This is a genomic window from Phormidium sp. FACHB-592 (assembly GCF_014695795.1).
In the GTDB taxonomy this organism is placed as follows: domain Bacteria; phylum Cyanobacteriota; class Cyanobacteriia; order Leptolyngbyales; family Leptolyngbyaceae; genus Stenomitos.
Genome location: NZ_JACJOZ010000009.1, coordinates 78,529 through 99,394, shown reverse-complemented (window position 1 = coordinate 99,394; position 20,866 = coordinate 78,529). Strand labels below are relative to the sequence as shown.

The 20,866-nt window shown below is 50.5% G+C and carries 18 protein-coding genes; 12 read left to right on the top strand and 6 right to left on the bottom strand.

The window, feature by feature from the left end; genetic code table 11:
* Nucleotides 1-55: 55 nt before the first annotated feature.
* Complete coding sequence (locus H6F86_RS01005; RefSeq protein ID WP_190446267.1) at nucleotides 56-481, top strand: VOC family protein; 426 nt, start codon at nucleotides 56-58, stop codon at nucleotides 479-481.
* Between the two features lie 16 nt (nucleotides 482-497).
* Here H6F86_RS01005 and H6F86_RS01000 read toward each other — a convergent pair whose 3' ends face one another.
* Nucleotides 498-1,187 carry a phosphorylase gene (locus H6F86_RS01000; RefSeq protein ID WP_190446266.1) on the bottom strand — a complete coding sequence of 230 codons (690 nt, stop codon included), beginning with the start codon at nucleotides 1,185-1,187 and terminating at the stop codon, nucleotides 498-500.
* Nucleotides 1,188-1,363: 176 nt separating this feature from the next.
* On the opposite strand from H6F86_RS01000, the gene H6F86_RS00995 reads away from it, so the two are divergent.
* From H6F86_RS00995 to hpnH, 5 genes are all read left to right on the top strand, one after another.
* Nucleotides 1,364-3,733: a DUF4912 domain-containing protein gene (locus tag H6F86_RS00995; protein WP_190446265.1), complete on the top strand. Its 2,370-nt coding sequence runs from the start codon at nucleotides 1,364-1,366 to the stop codon at nucleotides 3,731-3,733.
* Between the two features lie 120 nt (nucleotides 3,734-3,853).
* Nucleotides 3,854-4,375, top strand: coding sequence for a DUF937 domain-containing protein (locus H6F86_RS00990; protein ID WP_190446264.1), 522 nt, complete (start codon nucleotides 3,854-3,856; stop codon nucleotides 4,373-4,375).
* A gap of 102 nt (nucleotides 4,376-4,477) precedes the next feature.
* The gene (locus H6F86_RS00985; protein ID WP_190446263.1) at nucleotides 4,478-7,198 is read left to right on the top strand and encodes an efflux RND transporter permease subunit; all 2,721 of its coding nucleotides are present in this window, start codon (nucleotides 4,478-4,480) and stop codon (nucleotides 7,196-7,198) included.
* Nucleotides 7,199-7,243: 45 nt separating this feature from the next.
* Complete coding sequence (gene hpnA / locus H6F86_RS00980; RefSeq protein ID WP_190446262.1) at nucleotides 7,244-8,233, top strand: hopanoid-associated sugar epimerase; 990 nt, start codon at nucleotides 7,244-7,246, stop codon at nucleotides 8,231-8,233.
* 100 nt (nucleotides 8,234-8,333) lie between these two features.
* Entirely contained in the window at nucleotides 8,334-9,356 is a 1,023-nt protein-coding gene (gene hpnH / locus H6F86_RS00975) for an adenosyl-hopene transferase HpnH (protein ID WP_190446261.1), read from the top strand.
* Between the two features lie 91 nt (nucleotides 9,357-9,447).
* On the opposite strand, the gene H6F86_RS00970 is transcribed toward hpnH, so the two are convergent.
* Together H6F86_RS00970 and H6F86_RS00965 are read right to left on the bottom strand one after the other, a co-directional pair.
* Entirely contained in the window at nucleotides 9,448-9,831 is a 384-nt protein-coding gene (locus tag H6F86_RS00970) for a hypothetical protein (RefSeq protein ID WP_190446260.1), read from the bottom strand.
* Between the two features lie 432 nt (nucleotides 9,832-10,263).
* Nucleotides 10,264-10,725 carry a hypothetical protein gene (locus H6F86_RS00965; RefSeq protein ID WP_199304928.1) on the bottom strand — a complete coding sequence of 154 codons (462 nt, stop codon included), beginning with the start codon at nucleotides 10,723-10,725 and terminating at the stop codon, nucleotides 10,264-10,266.
* Nucleotides 10,726-10,781: 56 nt separating this feature from the next.
* On the opposite strand from H6F86_RS00965, the gene H6F86_RS00960 reads away from it, so the two are divergent.
* Nucleotides 10,782-11,099: a DUF6439 family protein gene (locus H6F86_RS00960; protein ID WP_190446259.1), complete on the top strand. Its 318-nt coding sequence runs from the start codon at nucleotides 10,782-10,784 to the stop codon at nucleotides 11,097-11,099.
* 163 nt (nucleotides 11,100-11,262) lie between these two features.
* Nucleotides 11,263-11,991 (top strand): Mo-dependent nitrogenase C-terminal domain-containing protein, encoded by a 729-nt coding sequence (locus H6F86_RS00955; RefSeq protein WP_347240060.1) that lies wholly within the window; start codon nucleotides 11,263-11,265, stop codon nucleotides 11,989-11,991.
* A 4-nt stretch (nucleotides 11,992-11,995) separates the two neighbouring features.
* On the opposite strand, the gene H6F86_RS00950 is transcribed toward H6F86_RS00955, so the two are convergent.
* Together H6F86_RS00950 and H6F86_RS00945 are read right to left on the bottom strand one after the other, a co-directional pair.
* Complete coding sequence (locus H6F86_RS00950) at nucleotides 11,996-12,838, bottom strand: CPBP family intramembrane glutamic endopeptidase (RefSeq protein WP_190446257.1); 843 nt, start codon at nucleotides 12,836-12,838, stop codon at nucleotides 11,996-11,998.
* A 397-nt stretch (nucleotides 12,839-13,235) separates the two neighbouring features.
* Nucleotides 13,236-13,640: an AbrB family transcriptional regulator gene (locus H6F86_RS00945; protein ID WP_190446256.1), complete on the bottom strand. Its 405-nt coding sequence runs from the start codon at nucleotides 13,638-13,640 to the stop codon at nucleotides 13,236-13,238.
* Nucleotides 13,641-14,415: 775 nt separating this feature from the next.
* On the opposite strand from H6F86_RS00945, the gene H6F86_RS00940 reads away from it, so the two are divergent.
* Together H6F86_RS00940 and H6F86_RS00935 are read left to right on the top strand one after the other, a co-directional pair.
* Nucleotides 14,416-15,174, top strand: a complete 759-nt coding sequence (locus H6F86_RS00940; protein WP_190446255.1) for an ATP-binding cassette domain-containing protein — start codon at nucleotides 14,416-14,418, stop codon at nucleotides 15,172-15,174.
* Between the two features lie 95 nt (nucleotides 15,175-15,269).
* Nucleotides 15,270-16,460: a glycosyltransferase gene (locus H6F86_RS00935; protein WP_190446254.1), complete on the top strand. Its 1,191-nt coding sequence runs from the start codon at nucleotides 15,270-15,272 to the stop codon at nucleotides 16,458-16,460.
* 378 nt (nucleotides 16,461-16,838) lie between these two features.
* Here H6F86_RS00935 and H6F86_RS00930 read toward each other — a convergent pair whose 3' ends face one another.
* Nucleotides 16,839-17,195, bottom strand: coding sequence for a DUF1830 domain-containing protein (locus H6F86_RS00930; RefSeq protein ID WP_190446253.1), 357 nt, complete (start codon nucleotides 17,193-17,195; stop codon nucleotides 16,839-16,841).
* Between the two features lie 515 nt (nucleotides 17,196-17,710).
* Between H6F86_RS00930 and H6F86_RS00925 the strand changes: the two genes are divergently transcribed.
* Nucleotides 17,711-19,285, top strand: coding sequence for a photosystem II high light acclimation radical SAM protein (locus tag H6F86_RS00925; protein ID WP_190446252.1), 1,575 nt, complete (start codon nucleotides 17,711-17,713; stop codon nucleotides 19,283-19,285).
* A 93-nt stretch (nucleotides 19,286-19,378) separates the two neighbouring features.
* Nucleotides 19,379-20,827 carry a DICT sensory domain-containing protein gene (locus H6F86_RS00920; protein WP_190446251.1) on the top strand — a complete coding sequence of 483 codons (1,449 nt, stop codon included), beginning with the start codon at nucleotides 19,379-19,381 and terminating at the stop codon, nucleotides 20,825-20,827.
* Nucleotides 20,828-20,866: the final 39 nt, after the last annotated feature.

The following is a 20,866-nucleotide window of genomic DNA, read 5'->3' as shown; positions in this document are numbered from 1 at the left end:
ACGCGCGAAGCATCCGTTCGCCTGTGGTACAAATGAATTGTTTAAGGGAGAAAATATGCATCCAAGACTTAATCTTGTAACGTTGGGAGTGCATGACCTGTCGCGATCGCTCCAGTTTTACCGCGATGGCTTGGGCTGGAAACCTTCTAGCGCTAGTCAAGCAGAAATTGCCTTTTTTCAGCTTGGTGGACTGGTGCTAGCGCTGTATCCAAGAACAAAGCTAGCAGAGGATATAACGATTGATGTCGTGGGGACAGGCTTTTCGGGGATCACGCTAGCATACAACGGCAAAAGTCGGGCAGAGGTCGATGAAGTGCTACAGCTCGTTAAACAGTTAGGTGCAAGGGTTGTGAAACCGGCGCAAGATGTTTTTTGGGGCGGCTATAGCGGTTATTTTGCTGATCCAGATGGGCACCTTTGGGAAGTTGCCTGGAACCCCTTTTTCAAGTTCGATGCGGCTGATCAGCTCATTTTGCCTTGATACAAGAGAGTTGTTTCTAGCGTGGGTTTGTTCCAAAGATCGCGGTAGTGGCACGTTGCAGTCTGTTCAAGCTTTTGAGAGAGCCGTACATTAAGCGGGCTGCCGCGATCGGCTGCTTCACCATACCCCACGCTAACGGTAGCGGTTGCAGGGCACCATCCTGGTCGATCGCGTTAGCAAGATTAGGCAGATCATGCTGTGCGTTATCACTAACGACACGCAGCATGGCAACCGTTGCACCCAGTTGGTAAAGGCTATCGAGTGCAGCAAAGCCTTCCATATCAACAACATCAGCCGCATAGTCTTGGGCTAACTGGCGTTTTTCTTGGGCAGACGAAACCAGGCGATCGCTCGTCAAGGCTCTAACCAATGTTGGCGCTGTCAGTTTTGTGTGCAGCCAGTCTGTAAGAGCCGTATCACAGGGCAGCACGAAGGCAGGATGTGTGCGATCAACGCATTCTCGGTACAGCACTACGTCGGCGATCGCGTAGCGCGGTATAAGCCCACCACATAACCCCATCACCAAAAGTTGCTGTCCAGCAACAATGCGCCCCGCTTTCTGCTGATCGTGTAAGTACTGACGCAAGGGCGCTGACCCGATCGGGATGGGCAAAACACTTCCTGCTGCTGCCCGACCAATGCCCCGACAGACGGCTTGATATTCTGCCCCTTGCGGCACCAAAATCAGATCAATACGCTGACCCATGCACCATCCGCCAAAATTGCTGTGCCCTGATACTACAGCAAGTTGAAGACTCTCCCCTTCTGCCTGCCTTGCCCTTCTGCCCCCCATGCAATGATTCTCCAACGCTGTAGGATTGGCACCGCATGATTGTTGTGTTACTTGTTAAGGGTTAGTACCAAGGGATCAGGGTTATTGATATGACGAGGTTGCGTAAGCAAGAGACTTCAATCGTCTCCCTGACAATACTATTTACACTGTCTTTTGCTGCAAGTGTAGCTGGTGGCATTATCGCGTCCAAGGCAACGGCTGCTAGACCGCTAGCAGGCACGTTGATGGTTAATCCTATCCTGGCTCAGACGGCTAGTACGATCGCCTTTCCGCTGCCAACAAACGTACCGGTAGGCACCTCAATTCGCATTGGTGGTTCCAGCGGTATGGGGACGATCAACCAGGCGCTGAAACAACGCTTTGAGCAACGATTCGTTGGTACGAAGGTTGAACTGAACACCCAGGGCACAGGTCCAGCGATCAAAGACTTGATGGATAACAATGCCGACTTGGCGGCGATCGGTCGTACGCTCATGCCGCAAGAAAAGGCGCAAGGGCTGGTAGCGGTGCCAGTCTCACGGCATAAAATCGCCATCATTGTGGGTGCCGAAAATCCGTTTAAGGGTGGGCTGACGTTTGAGCAGTTCGCCAAAATCTTTCGAGGTGAGATTAAAGACTGGGCACAAGTAGGGGGTGAACCGGGTCCCATTCGGTTTATCGATCGCCCCGGTAGCAGCGACACTCGCCAAGCCTTTCGCAACTATCCAGTTTTTAAGCAGGCACCCTTTGCTACAGGGAAAACTGCCCAACAGCTTGGACAAGATAGTACTAGCCAGGTAGTAGAGGCACTTAAAGTAAGTGGTATTGGCTACGCGATCGCTGACCAACTGAAAGACTACAGCAATGTACGAATCGTCCCGATTAACAACACGCTGCCGAGCAACCCCAAATATCCCTTTTCCCAACCGTTGATTTACGTTTATAAAGGACCGCAGCCAAATCTCCCAGCGCAAGCGTTCTTGGGTTACGCCGCTGCACCTGTGAGTCGTCAAACGATTGAAACGGCGCGGAAAGAAGCAACAGCAAGCGCCACGAACCCGGACGTTACATCCCCTAGCCCGCAAGAAACGATTCCGAGTCCTCAGCCGGTGTCATCGGATGTGCCCGTGCCGTCAACGGTAGCACAAGCCCCCAGTGTGAACGGAGACACTGACGAACCAACAAAGTCGTGGCTCTGGTTACTGGCGCTACCACTCTTAGGCAGCTTTGTTTGGTGGGTACTGAAAAATCGTGATGCTGAGTCTGAGCTAGCAGAACCAGAGCTGGAGGAAGACATTGAAGAGGGCTTTATTCCTCCTACAGTTAACCCTATGCCGACCGGGGAGCCACTAACGGAAGCGTCGATCGTACCCATTGCTGATGTTGCTGCGCCACTGCTCGGAGCTATTCAACCACTAAGCAGCAGTCGTATAATTCTGGTGCCTCGCGACTGCAAGAATGCGTATGCCTACTGGGAAATCCCTGCTGAGGCACAAGCGTCGCTACAGCAGCAAGGTGCCCAGAAGTTAGTCATACGGCTCTACGACGTAACGGGCATTGACATTAGGCGACAACCGCCAGAAAGTCTTCAGGAGTTTGAGTGTGAGGCTCAGGCACAAGATCGACATCTCCCGATTCGGACGGACGATCGAACGTATCTTGCCGAGCTTGGCTACATTGCGGCTGAGGGACGCTGGCTCCAGGTTGCTCGATCGGAGCCTGTACACGTACCTGCTTGCCCTGTGGCACAAAAGGCGATCGCGCCGGATGCCGCAAGCGACGAGATACCAAGTGACAGTGTAGTGTTGGCAGATGGAACACTCTCAACAGAGGGTGCTGCGTCTCCGGTCATTGCTGTCGATCGCAGTGGATTGTATGCTACTGCTGACGACAACCAGCTTGTGCAGGAACCTTATGCTACTAGCACTGCCTTGCAAACAGGTGAGATAGCACAAGCAAGCGCCTGGTATGACGAGTCTGAGGATGCTGCCTCGTTGACCGCTGACACGATAGCAAAGGGTGAAGCGATGGATGGGATGGTGTGGCATCGATCGCTAGAAACTATCGCCTTGGAAACACTCAATCTCTCGGAAACACCAGAACCAGTCTTCGCAGCAAGCGCTCTTACCGAGCGAACGATTGCCGACAGCTCTCAGCCAACGAGCCAAAGTCAGCTTATGCTTATTCCTCGCGCTGACCAAGCTTTATACGTGTATTGGGAAGCAGACCAAGGCGAGAAAGACGCGCTGAAGCAACAGGGTGGGCAGCAGATGGTGCTACGAGTGTATGCCGCCACTGGTACAGGCAATGCTTTCCCTCAAAGCGTGCAACAGTATTTTTGTAATGACTGGGATCAGGATCAGCATGTCTCAGTGCCCATTAGCAACCTGGAATACATTGCTGAACTAGGCTATATGGCGCTAGATGGACGCTTTCTTATGCTGGCGCGATCGACACCAACCTGGGTTCCTGGTGCGTAGGGGGTTTGTGGGCGATCGCTGAGACAATGGGATAGAAACGTTAGCGCTCTGCCAGCTTACGCTTGATCGTTTCAACGCCATCGGTCATCGCTTTATCTAGCGTCAGCAAGGTATACAGTTATGGGACTTTTTTTCGACATCCTTAGCGCCATTAATCATCCTAACCAGCAAGGCAGCGTCGAACAACTGAATATCATTGTAAGTGAGGCGCAACAGCTAGGCAGCAGCCACGGATTTGATGATGCCATGCTCCAAACGCTGCTCTCGGTAGTAGGCGGTTTCTTGCAAACAGTCTTTCGGCAGTCTGCTGTGATCGGTAGTGTGGCTAGCGATGCGCTAGTTAGTCAGACAGTCAGCACATCCCATTACGGTGCTGCCTCGCTGCCAGCATTTCTTACACCAGAGCGTCAGCAGCAGTTACTTCAGGCTCTTGCCCAACGTACTGGCTTAAGTAACACGACGCTGCAAGCCGCACTGCCTGGTCTGGTTAAAGTAGCATTAGGGTTTCTCAATTTGGGAACGGGCACCTTCCGCACATCAGGAGCAAACCCCGTCCTAAAGTCATTTTTAATGACCGATCACAATGAGAATATTGATTTAGGGGAGGTCTTTAAATTTTCTAATCGCTTGCTGCATCCTTGACAAAACCAGCAGTCGCCTAGGCGCTGTAATCGGTAGCCTAAAACGGTAGGATGACTAGTAGCAACTGAAGTACCTGTAAGTTGAGGGGTGGATCGTCCTGCCATGTCTTTGCGAGAGCGTTTTAATATTTCTAGGCTAGCAATTCAGTATCCCTGGCTGACGCTAGGCTTCTGGATTGCCGTCTGTGTAGCAGGGTTGCTGGCTTTTAGCTCCCTCAAGTACGCCTTGTTTCCAGACGTTACCTTTCCGGTAGTAGTGGTCAATGCAACAGCTAGCATCCCTACAGCTCAGGAGACCGAAGCCCGACTTACGCAACCAATTGAGGAGACACTACAGCCCCTCGAAGCACAGGGATTAAATTCCGTGCGATCGTCTACCTACCCAGGACGATCAATTGTCAGCCTTTCCTTTGCGGTGGGCACCGATCTCGACGAATCGGTGACGCGGGTTGAGACGGAGCTAAAAAAACTCAAATTACCCGACAACAGCACTTACAAGATTACTCCGGTCAACCTGAATGAGTCAGCCGTTGTCAGTTACGCGATCGAAAATCCCAAACAAACCTTGGCGCAGTTGACCACACTGGCACAGGAGCGTATTCTCCCCACGATTGCTCAGGTGCCGGGTGTCTTGAAGGTCAACTTGCTGGGCGTTCCGGCTGGAGCCACAGTCACTACACCCACTGCTAAACCAAATGTGGCAGAACAAGCCGTATTGAATGCAGGTTCATCGGCGGTGCGCTTTGGTGGTCGCGACGCGCTAGCGCTTGAAGTGGTGAAGCGTGGCGATGCGAATACGCTGGATGTGGTTAAAGCAGTGGACAATGCTGTTGTCCAGTTGCGATCGCAGCTACCAGAGGTGCAGGTCAATCTAGCTGCGACCCAGGCAGAGTATATTCGCGAGGCAACTGATTCGACCGTCGAGGCGCTGGGGCTGGCGATCATCCTCTCCGTTATTGTCATCTTTCCCTTTTTGTGGGATTGGAAAGCCACGTTGATTTCGGCACTGGCGATTCCGACTTCGCTCTTTGGCACCTTCATTGTGATGGCGCTCTTTGGCTTCAACCTGGAGACGATCACCTTGCTAGCGCTGGCACTTGTTGTCGGGATCATTGTGGATGACGCGATCGTCGATGTTGAAAACATTGCCCGTCACCTGGATGAAGGTGGCAAATCACCCCGGCAAGCGGCGATCGAAGCTACGGATGAAATTGGCTTGACGGTGGCAGCTGCTACCCTGACGATCGCGGCAGTCTTCCTACCCGTCGCCTTTATGCGGGGCGTAGTCGGGCAATTCTTTCAACCCTTTGGCGTTACCGTCTCAGCGGCAGTGCTGATTTCGCTGCTGGTTGCCCGCACCCTCTCGCCACTGTTGGCAGTCTACTGGTTACGACCACGACCCCAAAAACCATCGGAGCAGGGTTTGTCAGGGTTTGTCAACGCCTACCGCAAGCTGTTGCAATGGTCGTTGAGGCATCGAGCCATTGTCATCGGCATTGCTCTGTTGAGCTTTGTTGCTGGTTTGGCACTTATTCCCATCATCCCCAAAGGGTTCATTCCTAAGCTCGATCGGGGCGAGTTCAACATTACCTACACAGCTCCTTTACCTGCGATCGCGCTTAATCAAGCTGCATTGGCTCAAGCGGCACAGGCTCAAGCGGCTGGTGTGAAGCCAACCACGTTACCCCCTGGCGTAGACCCAGCCCTATTAGCAGCGGCACAGAAAGCCCCCCCTATCAATCCACTTCAGGACTCTCTGGAAACAGCGAAAAAGCTAGAAGCTATTGTGCTTCAGTCCCCTGAAGTCGAAAGTGTGTTTACAACAGTTGGCACTCGGCAGCAGCCCAATAAAGGCACGCTTTACGTCAAGCTGCGAGAAGGGCATACGGTTTCAACTACAGCGCTGCAAGATCAGTTCCGGCAGCAGTTGCCTGTGCTTAAGAACGTCACGACCAGCATCGAGGATATTCAATTTGTCGATACGGGTGGTGACAAACCGCTGCAAGTGGGACTAATCGGTGATGATCCGCTGGTTCTCAGCCAGACTGCTAAGACCATTAAAGAGCGGCTTGAAAAACTTCCTGGCTTTGCTGATGTGACAACCACTGGTGCTGCCAATACCGCAGATAGGATTGTTGAAATTGAGCGGCGCAATGCCCGTCGAGTAGCTTACGTCAGCGCCAATCTGGGAGAGAATATTGCGTTGGGTGATGCCACCGATCGCGCTGTGGCGATCGCCAACGAAGTTAAACCACCGTCCATATCACTCAATTTAGGCGGTGATTCAGCCAGGTTGGGCGAAATCTTCGGCAGTTTTGGCTTCACGCTGGGGCTAGCTGTGATTTGCGTACTGGCAGTCTTGGTGCTGCTGTTCCGCAGTTGGACTGATCCCCTTGCTATCATCTTCTCCCTACCGCTGTCGATCGTAGGTGCCTTGCTAGCTGCCCTCTTGACCCGCAGCGATTTTGGCATGATTTCCATCATCGGTATTATCTTTCTGCTGGGTTTGGTGAATAAAAGCGCCATTCTACTGGTGGACTATACTAACCAGCTTCGTCGTAGCGGGCTCTCCCGCTCTGAAGCCATCCTTACAGCCGCGCCTGTTCGCCTGCGTCCCATTCTTATGACGACCGCTGCAACCATTCTAGGGATGCTGCCGATCGCCCTTGGTTTAGGAGCGGGAGCCGAATTACGCGCACCGATGGCGATCGCCATCATCGGCGGACTGATTACCTCTACCCTTCTAAGTCTGATCGTCGTGCCCGTGGTCTACGCGCTACTCGATGACCTGAAGCTTCGGCTCAAGGGAAAGCGTGAGAATTAAAGAAATTCCCATGAGTCATACCACCACAATTACAAGAACGACTTAATGCAAGCATTTGTCACAGGTGGAACGGGGTTTATTGGCGCAAATTTAGTGCGCTTATTGCTACAAGAAGGATATGCGGTGAAAGCGCTGGCTCGATCGGGTAGTCGCTTAGACAACCTGCAAGGATTGGATGTAGAAATCGTCAAAAGTGACCTGAATGATCCTGACCTGTGGCAGCGCATCAATGGCTGTCAGTTTATGTTTCATGTCGCAGCGCATTACTCGCTGTGGCAGGCTGATCGCGATGCACTCTACCAGAACAATGTGGTGGGTACGCGAAATATTTTGGCAGCAGCCCAGAAGGCGGGCGTGGAACGCACCGTATATACAAGTTCGGTTGCGGCGATCGGCGTAGGTGCGTCTGGCAATGCCGTGGATGAAACCTATCAAAGCCCTATCGAGAAATTGGTTGGGCACTACAAAAAATCTAAGTACCTGGCAGAGCAAGAGGCGGTAAAAGCTGTTCAAGCAGGACAAGATATTGTCATCGTTAACCCTAGCAGTCCGATCGGTCCCTGGGATATTAAACCGACACCCACAGGCGACATTATCTTGCGCTTTCTGCGTCGTCAGATGCCTGCCTATGTTGATACAGGGCTGAACTTTATCCATGTACAAGATGTGGCATGGGGACATTTGTTAGCGTTGCAGAAAGGCAAAACGGGCGATCGCTATATCCTTGGCAATCAAAACCTTACTCTCAAGGAGTTACTCGATCAGCTTGCTGCGCTTACCGGACAACCCGCACCCCAAAACGCTATTCCTGCCTGGATTCCCCTCACCGTTGCCTGGATTGATGAGCAGCTTCTCGCGCCCCTCGGCAAAACCCCTTCCGTGCCGCTGGATGGAGTGCGCATGGCACAGCAGCCCATGTATTACAATGCCGCCAAAGCCGTTCGCGAACTTGGGCTACCCCAAACCCCCCTATCTACAGCTCTGCGCGATAGCATAGAGTGGTTCGTAAAAAATAGTTACGTCAAGAAAGACTAGAGAAAAGCTAAAGGCTGAAAGCTAATTTTTTTATCTTTTAGACTTTATACTTCTCTTTTTCTCTTTCATCCGTGTTCCCGTTTTGAGGAGTGAAAAATGTATGGCGGTTCTTCTACAGCAGGCGATCGAAGTTGGTAAGTACGTTGTCACCCAGCGCTTGACGGGTCGCAAACGTTATCCGCTAGTGCTTATGCTGGAACCATTGTTTCGCTGCAATCTAGCGTGCCCTGGCTGCGGCAAAATTCAGCATCCAACCGATATTTTGGTGCAGAACTTAACCCCTGCCCAATGTTTTGCAGCAGTTGAGGAGTGCGGTGCACCCGTTGTCTCGATTCCTGGTGGCGAACCATTGCTCCATCCGCAAATTGATGAGATCGTGCGTGGCTTGGTGGAACGCAAGAAATACATTTACCTTTGCACAAATGGCATTTTGCTCGAAAAAAGCCTGAGCAAATTTACACCCTCGCCGTATCTCACCTTCAGCGTGCATTTAGATGGGTTGCGTGAGCATCATGACAAGTGTGTTGATCGCAAAGGCATTTTTGACATCGCGGTCAAAGCTATCAAAGCTGCCAAAGCTAAGGGATTCCGCGTCACAACCAATACCACGGTTTTTGAAGGCACCGATCCGAAAGAAATGCAGGACTTCTTCGATTTCATTGCCACGCTTGGCACTGATGGCATGATGATTTCTCCTGGCTATAGCTACGACTGGGCACCTGATCAAGAGCATTTCCTCAAGCGCGAACAGACTAAAGCGCTCTTCCGCGAAATTCTAGCGCCCCTCAAAGCAGGCAAAAAGAACTGGAACTTTAACCACAATCCTCTGTTTTTAGACTTCCTCACGGGCGAAAAAGACTATGAATGCACGCCTTGGGGCAGCCCTAGTTACAGTGTGCTTGGCTGGCAAAAGCCCTGCTATCTTTTGAACGAAGGGCATTATGAGACCTTCCAAGAGCTAATCGATCACACTGATTGGAGCAAATACGGGCGATCGAGTGGTAATCCTGAATGTGCTGACTGTATGGTTCATTGCGGCTACGAGCCTACTGCGGCTGTGGATGCCATGCAGCCACAAAATATGATGCGGGCGATCGGTAGCGTCTTTGGCATCGCAAACTAAGTTCACGTACTAGAACATTGCAAACACAAGACCCCCAGCCTCTTAAAAAGCCGGGGGTCTAAATCGTTAGTAGTAACTTCTACCTGCGATCTTAATTAGTAAGATCTGTGGCTGCACGACTGGCAGCATCTCCAACTTGGTCAGCGGTTTTCTCAGCGCCTTTTGTATAACCTGACCCAAATTCTTTGAAGGCTTCGGCTGACTCTTTACCAATGCGCTTCACGCGCTCACCAGGATTGCCTTCTACTTTCTTAGCTTCGCGGTTCCACTGTCCGGTTGTCTTGGGTCGATCGGCGTCATTTTGCTGAATACTCTCGCGCAGCTTTGCAGGTAACGGCTGGTCGTTCTTTCCTATATCAACGTTGGTTGTCAGTAGTAGAAACCCGACTAAACCAGCAGCAAAAAACTGCTTTACCTGTAGTCCTTCTAACAAAGTACTGATGTGAGCGATTGCCCTAGAAATCAAATTTTTCATGCCATTACTCCAATAGTTCATTCTCAAACATTGCTGCTGTGATGTGTTTTGATTTGACTTAGAAGCTGCGATTTGCCTTGGTAAACCGTTAGCAATTTCGTATCGCATCAGCTCCAATAGGAATTGAGCAAGAAGTGGTTTATTCTTCTAAAAACCTATGCTCTTAAGCCAAGCCATATCCATAAGCACAAGGTTAAAGTTAACGCTCACAAGAGAACAATTCCTCTGACAAAAGTCATAGCTCAATGGTGAGAAAAGCTGTGAGTGGTACAGATTATTAGTCACAACGTCAAGCCGCTTGCTGAACCATTTCCTTTAAGCAGGAAAGTAAGGCTATGGAGAAGCGTTACAACGGCAGACTATTTGCTGTCTCATGCTCAAACACTAAGAACGTCTATCAACACAAAGTTTCAAGGCGTTTGCAAGTGTGGCTTAACCACCCGGCTCTCGTTGCGATGACTGGGGTGCAGGGAGTGGCGGTTGCGGTGATGGGTTGGGGCTTTGCAAAACGGCAAGGGCGATCGACCAACCGATAACAAGACCTAGTCCACCAAAACGTACAATTTGCCAAAAGGGTTCTCGCAAGCTGCCCCAAGAAAACAGACGGCTCTCAAGCTTTACCTCCAGTGCATCGAGTTGTGTTTGCAGTTGAGTTAACTCGGCTTTGAGTGCTGGGGATGGCGATCGCTGGTTCTGCTGCTTCAGTTGCTTCTGGTGTTCTTGAAGCTGTGCCTGCGTTTGCTCGTCCTGTTGCACCTGCGTGTAACGCTCTTTGAGGTCAGCCAGCGATCGCTCAATGGCAGCTAGCTCCTGCTCAAACGTTTGTGCGTCCGATAGCGGCACATCCTTATCAGGGCTGGAGGCAGAATCAGGCGATGGTGGGGGCAACGACATAACAGCAGTAGTAGAGTGGAGATACCCTTGATTATGCCCACGATCGTCGTAACCCTATGCCCGATACGTCTCTTTCTGCTACGTCATCCCAGGTCACTAGTGCTGACCGAGGTAACTTGAGCGCATTTAGCGCTGCCGAACTGGCTCAAGCATTGCTAGAAAAACTTGCAATCGCCGAACGAGACTGGCATCGCCTCAAGTCAAACCGCAAAGTCCGTGCTAATGAGCAAGCCGCTGCCGCGATCGTCTTCTTGCTTAAAAACCAACCCGATGAAGCGTTGCCGCGGCTCCAGCAAGCGGTTGCATGGCTGGATCGATCGATTTCGGCACCACCCTGCCCCTCTCATGGCGATCGGGCAAAGCGGGAGGAGTAGAAGGCTAGCCTATAAACAGATCTTGGGCAGGAGTTGCACTGCCATAGCCTTGAGAGCTGCTCCAGGATCAAGCGTTAGTCTTTCTAGCATTTAGTTACCTAGGCTACAACCACTCCTAATAGAGAACGAGCTAGAATCGAGTCGAAATCTAGTCGCAATTGACGTGACGAGAATGACTAGCAGACTTCAATCTTCCTATACCAGCCAGCAGGTATCTGTCTGGCTACGTGGGCTTTTAACAATCGCTTGGGCTGATGGACATTTCGACCCACAGGAGCAACATCTGATTACTTCACTTGTCAACCAGGAACTCAATGCCGCCGACACCTCAAAGGCATTAGAGCCTATTTCACCCGCCGAGCTTGCAGAAGCGCTTGGGCACGACTCTGCTTTAGCCGAAAACTTCATGAGAATGGCTGTTATGGTAGCCATTGCTGACGGTGCCTACTCATCTTGCGAAGACGAAATGCTCTTTCAGTACTGCCAAGCACTTGGATTAAACACAGAGGTGTTAGAAGTCCTTCGCACAACCTTAAGTGAGCCAGAAAGTGAGTCAGAAGCCGCACCAGCAGGGGCAATGCTTGTGTCTAGTGGCGAACGACCGATGCAGGCTTACGTTGACCTAAAACCGCAGCCAACGTTGCTGAATCCCGTGCGCGATTGGTTGGATAAAATGGAGGTGCAAGATCCAAAAATTGCACGTCTTCTCTGTAAGCTGATTCCGCCACAGTGCCCGTTTGAGCGTGACATTAATTTCTTTGGTCGTACGATCGCTCATATCCCACCACTTTGCAAACTCAACCCTCTTTACGATCAACTAGTGGGCTTGCGCTTTCGGGCGCTCTCTTATTTAGCTGACGAGTGCGGCGAAGACATCTCCGCTTATTGCTAGCTGATTAGCTCACAAAGCTCAAGAGCAAGCCCCCTGTACCACAGAGTAGAAGCAGCCCCATGCCACCCGCAAGAGGCTGCTTTTTTATTCCGGTTAACCATTCAGAGCCGCGATCAGTGTAGCGAATGAGTTGAGCCGTATCAAGGCTTGCCATACCCCAGACCCAACCTGCATGAAGCCCACAGGCTAGTCCTAGGCTGCCACCATCTGCCCAACGTGCAATGACTAAGACCACTCCCATGAGCCAAAGCCCAGGTAACTGAGGTGCAATCTCCGTACCTTCCCAAACTAAGTGAAGCAACGCAAAAATGAGGCTAGAGCTAGCTGCCGCAACCCAGGCAGCATATTCAGGCTGTAGCTGGTTAAGCAGGAAGCCGCGAAAGATTAATTCTTCAATCAGACTGATTAGCAGCCCCAGCGCAAGGGTAGGTAAAAGAGCGGCAACAAATTGGCGTTGGTTTGACTGCTCGATTTCGATCCACCCAGCCCAACGTTCAAGGCTAAATAAAAGTGCAATACCCAGAATGCCTAATCCTAGTCCTAGTAGTAATGAGCTGAAGGTCGATCGCGCCAGTACAAGACCATATGCGGCAAAGGTACGCCCTTCAAGCTTCGCAAAGCCCCATAGAACGAGTGGTGCCAGCAAGTAAAGCGATAGAACCAGCGGAATTTTTTGAGCGATCGCCAGTGGCTTGGGAGGATGCCATTTCAGGCTAATTGCTAAGGGGATTGCAATCGGCAACCAAAGCAAAAGCCAAGCTACAAAAAAAGCGATGATTTTAACCACCGCCGAACTTGCTGCGATCACATCTAGCAAGGCATCTACTGGTTGAAATTGTTCAAACATTGGACTCAAAACTTGCTACCAACAGGCACAATCATAGTTTTTCAGCATTTTCCAAGCAAAGACATTTCACTTGTTCCAGGCGATCACGCTGCACCCGTTCGTTCTAATCCAGGTTAATTTGGCTCTAGTTTGGCTCTCATCTAGCTCCAGTAAAAGAAGTGCCAAAAACTTTCAGGAACAAAAATACAGTCCTACGCTATTAAAGAAAAATAAATCCTAGCAAGAACTCCAACGGATAACAGACAAAGATGTTATCGACTAGAGTTCTTGCTTAGAGAAGCGATCAGGCAACACAGTAGTGAAGCTGCACAGTTTTCGTGGTTAAGTTTTAAGAACAGGAGCAGATAATACTACTCCATGCACTAATTCATCATTCAGAGAAGCCTCTGAAGTTCTATTAGGCTTCGTCATGAAAACCATTACTTTCACCCTTGCCAGCATCGAGCTGAATTAGATGAATGTGCTTGTAGCCAAGCTTAATCTCAAACTCATCTCCGGGCTTTAACCCCATTGCTTGAGTATAAGCAGCACCAATGACAATCTGACCGTTTTTGTGAACACTCACTCGATACGTTGGCTCGCGACCGCGACCATCCTTAGAGCCTTCAGGACTCAACGGAATACCTCTAGCGCCAAGTACAGCGTCGTAGAAATCAGTTAGGTTAACGCGGGTCTGGTTGTTTTTCGTTACCGTATAGTACCCGCAGCGCTTTGCTGTTTCTCGGCGCGGCAAGTGTGAAAGTTCTTTTACTTTTTGAAGTAGGGCTTTTCCAGTAAGTGGAGTCGTTGCAGTATCAGTCATCTCTCTATCCTGAGAACTCCAAGGCATTGAAGCATGATTAAACCAGTAATCTGGCGCTATAGAAAATATAGCCTTAAATCACTTAAACCTAACAATATTTTTTTTGCAGTTTTAGTATTATTTTTTTGCTTTGTTTTGCCGCTTTTCGTGTAGGTAGATCAGTTGCAGAGGATGTCTTAAAAGTCAGAATCGTTTTCTTACAGCTTGCGTTCTGCAGCATTGAAAGTTATGTTGCACGTCGGCTGCTTCCCACAACGCCCCTGACATTTTGGAAAGGCAGAAGCGTTCCTGAAGTGTTAGATCAAAGTTCAGCCATTCGCTAAGTTTTTTTCTAGATCTCGTGCTGCTCTTATAGAGACACTTCATAAGCAGCATGAAGAATGGAGCGTAGCTCAGACAACCTTTAAAGAAGGGTGACATTGAAACTTTAGTCGTTTGAATCGCGCTGCGTCCTACTTACTAAGTTTCATCAGTAGGGCACGATCGCATAGGCTACTCCTGCCTGACTTAACCCAGGTAACTGCTGCCTGTCTTGTTTTGGATATGTTTTCTGTTAAAAGCCAGATCGAAGTTGAAGTGAGATTAAGAGCCAAAGCTAGATTGTCAACCGAAAGCAAGTAATACAGTTAGCAGCGCCACGATCGAGCTAAACCATCCTTTGGGCGGTTGCGTTAATGCCATATATTAGGACGCCAAAAGAATTGTTCTTGCACCAGGTTGAACTTTTTAGCGCTTCCTACCGTCTAACACTACGTACATGAAGTTCATCAGCTAAATGATTGCATACCAGACACCTGTAGCGGCATATTCACCCCCGACCGCCGCTGCTGCGCCTACCTTTTTGCCTCGTACTGCATTAGCAATCACTGCTAAAAACATTGGCATGACCTTTCAATCTGGTGCCGAACGCTATCAAGCCCTTAAGCAGGTTGATTTGGAGTTGAGGCATGGCGAAATGCAGCTTTTGATGGGTCCCTCTGGCTCAGGAAAGACGACATTGCTCTCCATTTTGGCAGGCATAATGACTCCGACTGAGGGCAGCGTTCATCTGTTAGGAGAAGAGATTACAGGTTTATCGCGATCGAAACTAGCGCAGTTTCGTTTACAAAATATTGGCTTTATCTTTCAAGGCTTTAACCTGTTTCCAGCCCTTACTGCGCTCGAAAATGTAGAAGTTGCTTTGCACATCAAAGGCATTCGTAAACACGCCGCTACGGAGCAGGCACACGTATTGCTAGAGCAAGTGGGACTCGCAGAAAAAGCCAACCAATTGCCCCGTGACTTATCAGGTGGGCAAAAACAACGGGTGGCAATCGCGCGGGCGCTAGGCGGCGAACCAAAGCTGATTATGGCAGACGAGCCAACAGCCGCCTTGGATTCTCATAACGGCTATGCGGTGATCGAACTGCTGCATCGGTTGGCAAAAGAGCAAAACCGCACAGTGCTGATGGTGACGCATGATCCACGGATCGTTGACTTTGCCGATCGTGTCGTTAATCTCGAAGATGGCACAGTCAAAGAAAAGGATTTTTGAAGCATCGCTTGTCTTTGCAGCCCAGATCTGAAAAGTAGAGTAAATAGAGCTGTTTAAGCGGAGAATGAAAGCGCAGTAAGCAAGGTGTCTAGGCAATGCGTTTAAGCCTTTGCATGATTGTGCGCGATGAAGAAGCAACGTTACGCCGTTGTCTAGACAGTGTACGAGGCGTGGTTGATGAGATGATCGTCGTGGATACTGGCTCCCGCGATCGCACTATTGCGATCGCCAAAGACTGCAAAGCAAGCGTGTACCCCTTTACCTGGTGTAATGACTTTGCGGCTGCCCGTAACGAGTCGCTTAAGTATGCCCAAGGCGACTGGATTCTGGTGCTTGATGCCGATGAGGTGCTGGTGCCAGAGAGCGTGCCAGCACTACAACAAGCCATGCAATTGGACGATGCGATCGCCATTGCCCTTCTGCGAGAAGAAGTCGGCACCCATCATCCCGATTCACAGCTTTCTCGTGTGTTTCGTAGGCACCCGGCAATTGCCTTTACCCGTTCGTATCACGAATTGATTGACGACAGCGTGACTCGATTGCTGCAACAAGAACCGCACTGGCGAGTCGTCGCCTTACCAGACGTTGCCATTCGGCACACAGGTTACCAGGCAGCGTCGATCGATCAGCGTCACAAGGTCGAGCGTGCCCGCACTATCATGGAGCGCTACCATACTGCTCATCCTGACGATGCGTACATTTGCAGTAAGCTAGGGGCACTCTACATTGATCTGGGCGATCGGGTACGCGGGTTAGCCCTACTGCAAAAGGGTTTGGAGACTGCGACTGAAGCGGCAGTGCTATACGAATTGCATTATCACCTGGGAAGTTTCTACGGTCAGCAGCAACAGTTAGACCAGGCAGCATGGCACTACGAAGCAGCAATCGCTCAACCATTACACCCACGCTTGCAGTTAGGCGCTTACAACAACTGGGGCAACGTCCTGAAAGATCAGGGCGATCTGGAGAAAGCAAAAGCGCTCTATGAAACTACGATCGCGATCGACCCAACTGGTGCCGTTGGTTATTACAACCTGGGCTTGACGCTCAAAGCAATGGGGCAGCTACAGGAGGCGATCGTACAGTATCAGCGCGCCATTCAACTCCAGCCTAGCTACGCCGCAGCGCACCAAAACCTGGGCGTGGCGCTACTTAAAGCGGGCAATGTAGTAGCCAGCCTGGAGGCATTTCAACAGGCGATCGCGCTCTACGAACAACAGCAAGCGCCAGAAGCCGCGCACCTACGGGACGCACTCAAGCAGATGGGACTTCTCGGTTCCCTGTGACGGGTTCTGCAACGGATGAAGGCTTACTCGTAATGAGCAGCCTAAATGTCCGTCCTACCATTGCTTCAGTACCCTTGCTGACCCTGTAGAAACCAGGGCTTTGAGAGTCGTTTGCAGCTTTAAGTAGGAAGGCTAAATTACGCATCAGAGACCGGGTTTCAACTGCTCTCAACCCGCCGACATACAGGACTGAGAGCTTGAGACTTCGGCATAAGTGCTCAGTCGAACGCGAAGTCGAAAGGCGTCTTATCAATCATTACGCCCAGCTACTTAGAGAAAGATGGCGAAGCAAGACCTACGCACACAGAACTGAGTCGCAATGCAGCAGCGATTCTAAAAGAGTTGTTTGGCGAACAGCGTGTGCCTTGGGCTTACAGCTTAAGGTGTCGCAGCAGCTGGTTCTGTCTTGACAACTTCTATGTCGTCACCTTCATTCAACCGTTCTAGGTCTTGTTCAGTTAAATGAGGCGTACTCACCTCTTCTTGAATGCAAAGGCGATCGCACGGAATGGTATCAGACAGGATTGCGCTTGCCATCATGCCGGTATGAATTTCCAGCTGAGCGGCTGGAATTGCTTCAAACACCAACCGCTGCCCTGGAAACACAACCCGCTCAAAATACCAGTTAGTAACATTGCTGATGCGAGCAATCTGAATATGGCTCGTGGCATTCACATAGCAGCAAAGAATTGGGTTATCGCTATGCGATGGTAATGGATCGAAGATTTGAGCCATAAAAAAGACCCATACCGAAACTAGAGGGACTCTGTTGAACGTACCATTCTGTGATCCCCTTCGCTGTAAAGACGATTACCAATAAGCTAGCTGACGAAGATATCTACCAAAAGATACAGATTGGCGATCACGATGGGCAGATTTAAGCAAGCCTGATGGGCTCAGACAACCATCTAATCGCATTTGCGAGAAGATTTTCTAGTTCTGGAGCAAAGACAAAGCGATCGCGCTACAGGTACAAAGGCAGCTGGTTTTTCTGTGCCTTGCTTTGAAAATGTCCATGCAGCAAAAGAAAGTCAGTGGTATCGTAAAGTTATATGAAAATCTTTTTCATAATTCATCTCACACGGGTTCCCAAGCATTTAGCAAGCCGTTAAATATCTGCAAACGGTTGTCTGGAGGATAGCTTCGTAGCGAATGCTCTCCTTTCCCAACACAGATGTTTGCACAATGGTTCTTCAAGGTGCTTCCACCCAGTTAGACCGATCGCTTTTACGTTAAGAACTCGCTTGCTCATGGATAACCGGATTCTCTACGTTCGTCTCCCCTGCAACCCGATTTTTCCGATCGGCGTCATCTATCTTGCCGATCATGTTCATAAGCAATTTCCAGCCGTTGAGCAGCGTCTTTTTGACCTGGGAACAGTGCCACCGCTGGATTATGCTTCGGCGCTTGACACCTGTATTGATGAATTTAAACCTAGCCTGCTGGTTTTCTCCTGGCGCGACATTCAGATCTACGCTCCGGTAGGCGGACGAGGCGGCAACCCACTTCAGCACACGTTCGAGTTTTACTATGCACGCAATCTTTTAGTGAAGCTGCGCGGTGCGATCGGGTTATTACGGGTCGCACAGGGTTACTATGGCGAACTCTGGCGTAACCTGGGCTTGATCAAGCGCGGCATGAAACGGGCAAGAAGATATAATCCGGCTGTGCGAGCGGTGGTGGGTGGTGGTGCGGTCAGTGTGTTTTATGAGCAGCTTGGACGTAGCTTGCCCAAAGGCACGATCGTGTCTGTAGGTGAAGGCGAAGCACTGTTAGAGAAACTGCTGCGCAGCAAAGATTTTCTGGACGAACGATGCTACGTCGTTGGTGAAACAACAGCCCGCGATCGCATGATCCATGAAGTACCCACACCAATTGAGAAAACTGCCTGCGACTATAGCTACATCGAAACAATCTGGTCAGAGTTTGACTACTACTTACAGGCACAAGACTTTTATGTCGGTGTGCAAACAAAACGTGGGTGCCCACACAACTGCTGCTACTGCATTTACACCGTTATTGAGGGCAAGCAGGTACGCATCAACCCAGCAGAGGAAGTGGTTGCCGAAATGCGCCAACTGTACGATCGCGGAATGCGTAACTTCTGGTTTACCGATGCTCAGTTAATTCCAGCCCGCAAGTATATTGATGATGTGGCTGAACTGTTGCAAAAGGTGCTGGATGCCGGAATGTCAGACATTCACTGGGCAGCGTATATTCGGGCAGATAATCTTACGCCCGCCTTGTGCGACTTGATGGTGAAGACGGGCATGAACTACTTTGAAATTGGCATTACTAGCGGATCGCAGGAACTTGTTCGCAAAATGCGGATGGGCTATAACCTGAGAACAGTGCTGGAAAACTGCCGCGATTTGAAAGCGGCTGGTTTCAACGATGTGGTCTCGGTCAACTATTCCTTTAACGTGATTGATGAGCGCCCAGAGACCATTCGGCAGACGATCGCTTATCACCGAGAGCTAGAGCGCATCTTCGGTGCTGACAAAGTTGAGCCAGCCATTTTCTTTATCGGCTTACAGCCTCACACCCATCTAGAAACCTATGCCTTCGCCCAGAATATTTTGAAGCCAGGCTATGATCCGATGAACATTACCCCCTGGACAGTCAGAAAGCTGCTTTGGAACCCAGAACCACTTGGCTCTTTGTTTGGTGAAGTTTGTCTCCAGGCGTGGCAGCAGAATCCCAATGACTTTGGGCGTGAGGTCATGGCAATTCTGGAACAGCGGTTGGGGCGAGCCGAGTTAGAAACAGCCCTGACGGCTCCGATCTCGCCTGCCAAACCGCTAGCGCTTTCTAGGTCCTCTTGAGTTAGATCACGTTAAGTTCTGCTTCAGGGCATACCACCATTCCGTCGCTGAGTTTACATCCACCTTGTTACTATCCCAACCGTCTCACTTGCAATGCTAGAAGGTTCAATTCTCCAAGAGTTAGGCACTAATCATCAGGCTGGTCACCCTGGCAAACAGCCACTTAACTTTGGCGTTTACTACAAAAATACGCTAGTAGCGCTCTGTCATGCCCTCGAAGACTGCATTCTAACCAGCAGCAGTCAGCCATTGGTTGTGACTGCTTTTCAGCGTGGTAAGTGGTATTTGCAAGAAGCCGATCGCTACGCCGATTTGGCAGAGCGATCGCAGCAGATTGTGATCATGGCAGCGCCGGAAGGGGGCTTTGCCGAGCATCCCACTAGCCAAAAGGCGAACGTGGAGCTGGTCAGTCTTGATCCAGACGATCCAGTGTCACAAGAGTGGCATTTGATTATTTTTGCTCCAACTTATGCAGCTATGGTGTTGTGCCAGGAGTTGTCAGACGCTGATTATGGTGCACAAGGACAACCCACACAGGATTTGGAACGCAAATTCTACGGTTTCTGGACGTTTGAGAGCAATCTAGTACAGGAGACGATCGAACTGTCGATCGCCCACATCCAGCGCTACGATGCGGCTCTCGCTGCCAAACTAACCGCGCAAATGGAAGCCATTGCAGCAGCACAGACCGAGAAACGAGATGATCTGGGTCCCATCGTTGTACGTGTGGTGGACTACTTGCAAGAAGGTCAAACCGCACTCAGCGCACAAATCAACGCTTACGATGCGCAACGGCTCCAGCGTGACCCTCTGGACAACAATCTGGTCTCCAACGAAGTGCAGGCATTTCTCCGGATGGCGCAGTTGACCGATCAAGCAGATGCCACAAATTCTACGGCTGCTGCTGAGGTGGCATCACTGGCAGAAGCGATCGGGCAACTGTTGGATTTACCCGTTTGGCAACTGCATCGTCTCAAGCTAGCAGGCTTACTGCACCGCCTTGCACCCTTGCAAGCGACAGAAACAGTTTTGAGTCCCGGCAGTTTTGGGCGCTACGGGGATGACGGTGCCCTCAGCACTGCGCCAAGCTGCCCCTTAGTGCCTGGAGCACAGGTTCTGCGGACGATGCCTCAACTGCGGGCGATCGCCACAATCATCACACACTTGACTGAATGCTGGAACGGTTCTGGTCAACCCGCTGGGCTGGCTGGAGACGAAATTCCACTGGAGTCGAGAATCCTCGGACTGGCAGCAGAGTTTCAGCAGCGCCTGGTAAAACTTCGCACCGCCATCACCGATACCCATACACCCTTGAGCCAAGATGAATGTATGACGAAAGCGCTGACTGACTGCCAACAGCAGCAGGGCGATCGTTGGGATCCTAAACTGGTCGATGCCCTGGCATTACTGGTTAACGGTTTTCAACAGGGGTTAGACCTATCAGTCAGCGTACCGAAAATTTCTGCTGGGCTTTGGCTGATCGACTCTCACTATGGTGATGATTTATTTAAGGCAGTTAGTGAAGTTGAAGGTAAACGCTAAAAAGCGAAAGGCAGAAGTAACTTAACGCTCAAAACTGCT

Excerpts from the sequence above, each read along its gene's own strand:
- H6F86_RS00935 (WP_190446254.1), top strand. The coding sequence starts at position 15,270 with ATGCGTTTAAGCCTTTGCATGATTGTGCGCGATGAAGAAGCAACGTTA.
- H6F86_RS00945 (WP_190446256.1), bottom strand. The coding sequence starts at position 13,640 with ATGACTGATACTGCAACGACTCCACTTACTGGAAAAGCCCTACTTCAA.
- H6F86_RS00930 (WP_190446253.1), bottom strand. The coding sequence starts at position 17,195 with ATGGCTCAAATCTTCGATCCATTACCATCGCATAGCGATAACCCAATT.
- H6F86_RS00950 (WP_190446257.1), bottom strand. The coding sequence starts at position 12,838 with ATGTTTGAACAATTTCAACCAGTAGATGCCTTGCTAGATGTGATCGCA.
- H6F86_RS00990 (WP_190446264.1), top strand. The coding sequence starts at position 3,854 with ATGGGACTTTTTTTCGACATCCTTAGCGCCATTAATCATCCTAACCAG.
- hpnH (WP_190446261.1), top strand. The coding sequence starts at position 8,334 with ATGGCGGTTCTTCTACAGCAGGCGATCGAAGTTGGTAAGTACGTTGTC.
- hpnA (WP_190446262.1), top strand. The coding sequence starts at position 7,244 with ATGCAAGCATTTGTCACAGGTGGAACGGGGTTTATTGGCGCAAATTTA.
- H6F86_RS00995 (WP_190446265.1), top strand. The coding sequence starts at position 1,364 with ATGACGAGGTTGCGTAAGCAAGAGACTTCAATCGTCTCCCTGACAATA.
- H6F86_RS00970 (WP_190446260.1), bottom strand. The coding sequence starts at position 9,831 with ATGAAAAATTTGATTTCTAGGGCAATCGCTCACATCAGTACTTTGTTA.
- H6F86_RS00920 (WP_190446251.1), top strand. The coding sequence starts at position 19,379 with ATGCTAGAAGGTTCAATTCTCCAAGAGTTAGGCACTAATCATCAGGCT.
- H6F86_RS00925 (WP_190446252.1), top strand. The coding sequence starts at position 17,711 with ATGGATAACCGGATTCTCTACGTTCGTCTCCCCTGCAACCCGATTTTT.
- H6F86_RS00965 (WP_199304928.1), bottom strand. The coding sequence starts at position 10,725 with ATGTCGTTGCCCCCACCATCGCCTGATTCTGCCTCCAGCCCTGATAAG.
- H6F86_RS00940 (WP_190446255.1), top strand. The coding sequence starts at position 14,416 with ATGATTGCATACCAGACACCTGTAGCGGCATATTCACCCCCGACCGCC.
- H6F86_RS00960 (WP_190446259.1), top strand. The coding sequence starts at position 10,782 with ATGCCCGATACGTCTCTTTCTGCTACGTCATCCCAGGTCACTAGTGCT.
- H6F86_RS00985 (WP_190446263.1), top strand. The coding sequence starts at position 4,478 with ATGTCTTTGCGAGAGCGTTTTAATATTTCTAGGCTAGCAATTCAGTAT.
- H6F86_RS01005 (WP_190446267.1), top strand. The coding sequence starts at position 56 with ATGCATCCAAGACTTAATCTTGTAACGTTGGGAGTGCATGACCTGTCG.
- H6F86_RS01000 (WP_190446266.1), bottom strand. The coding sequence starts at position 1,187 with ATGGGTCAGCGTATTGATCTGATTTTGGTGCCGCAAGGGGCAGAATAT.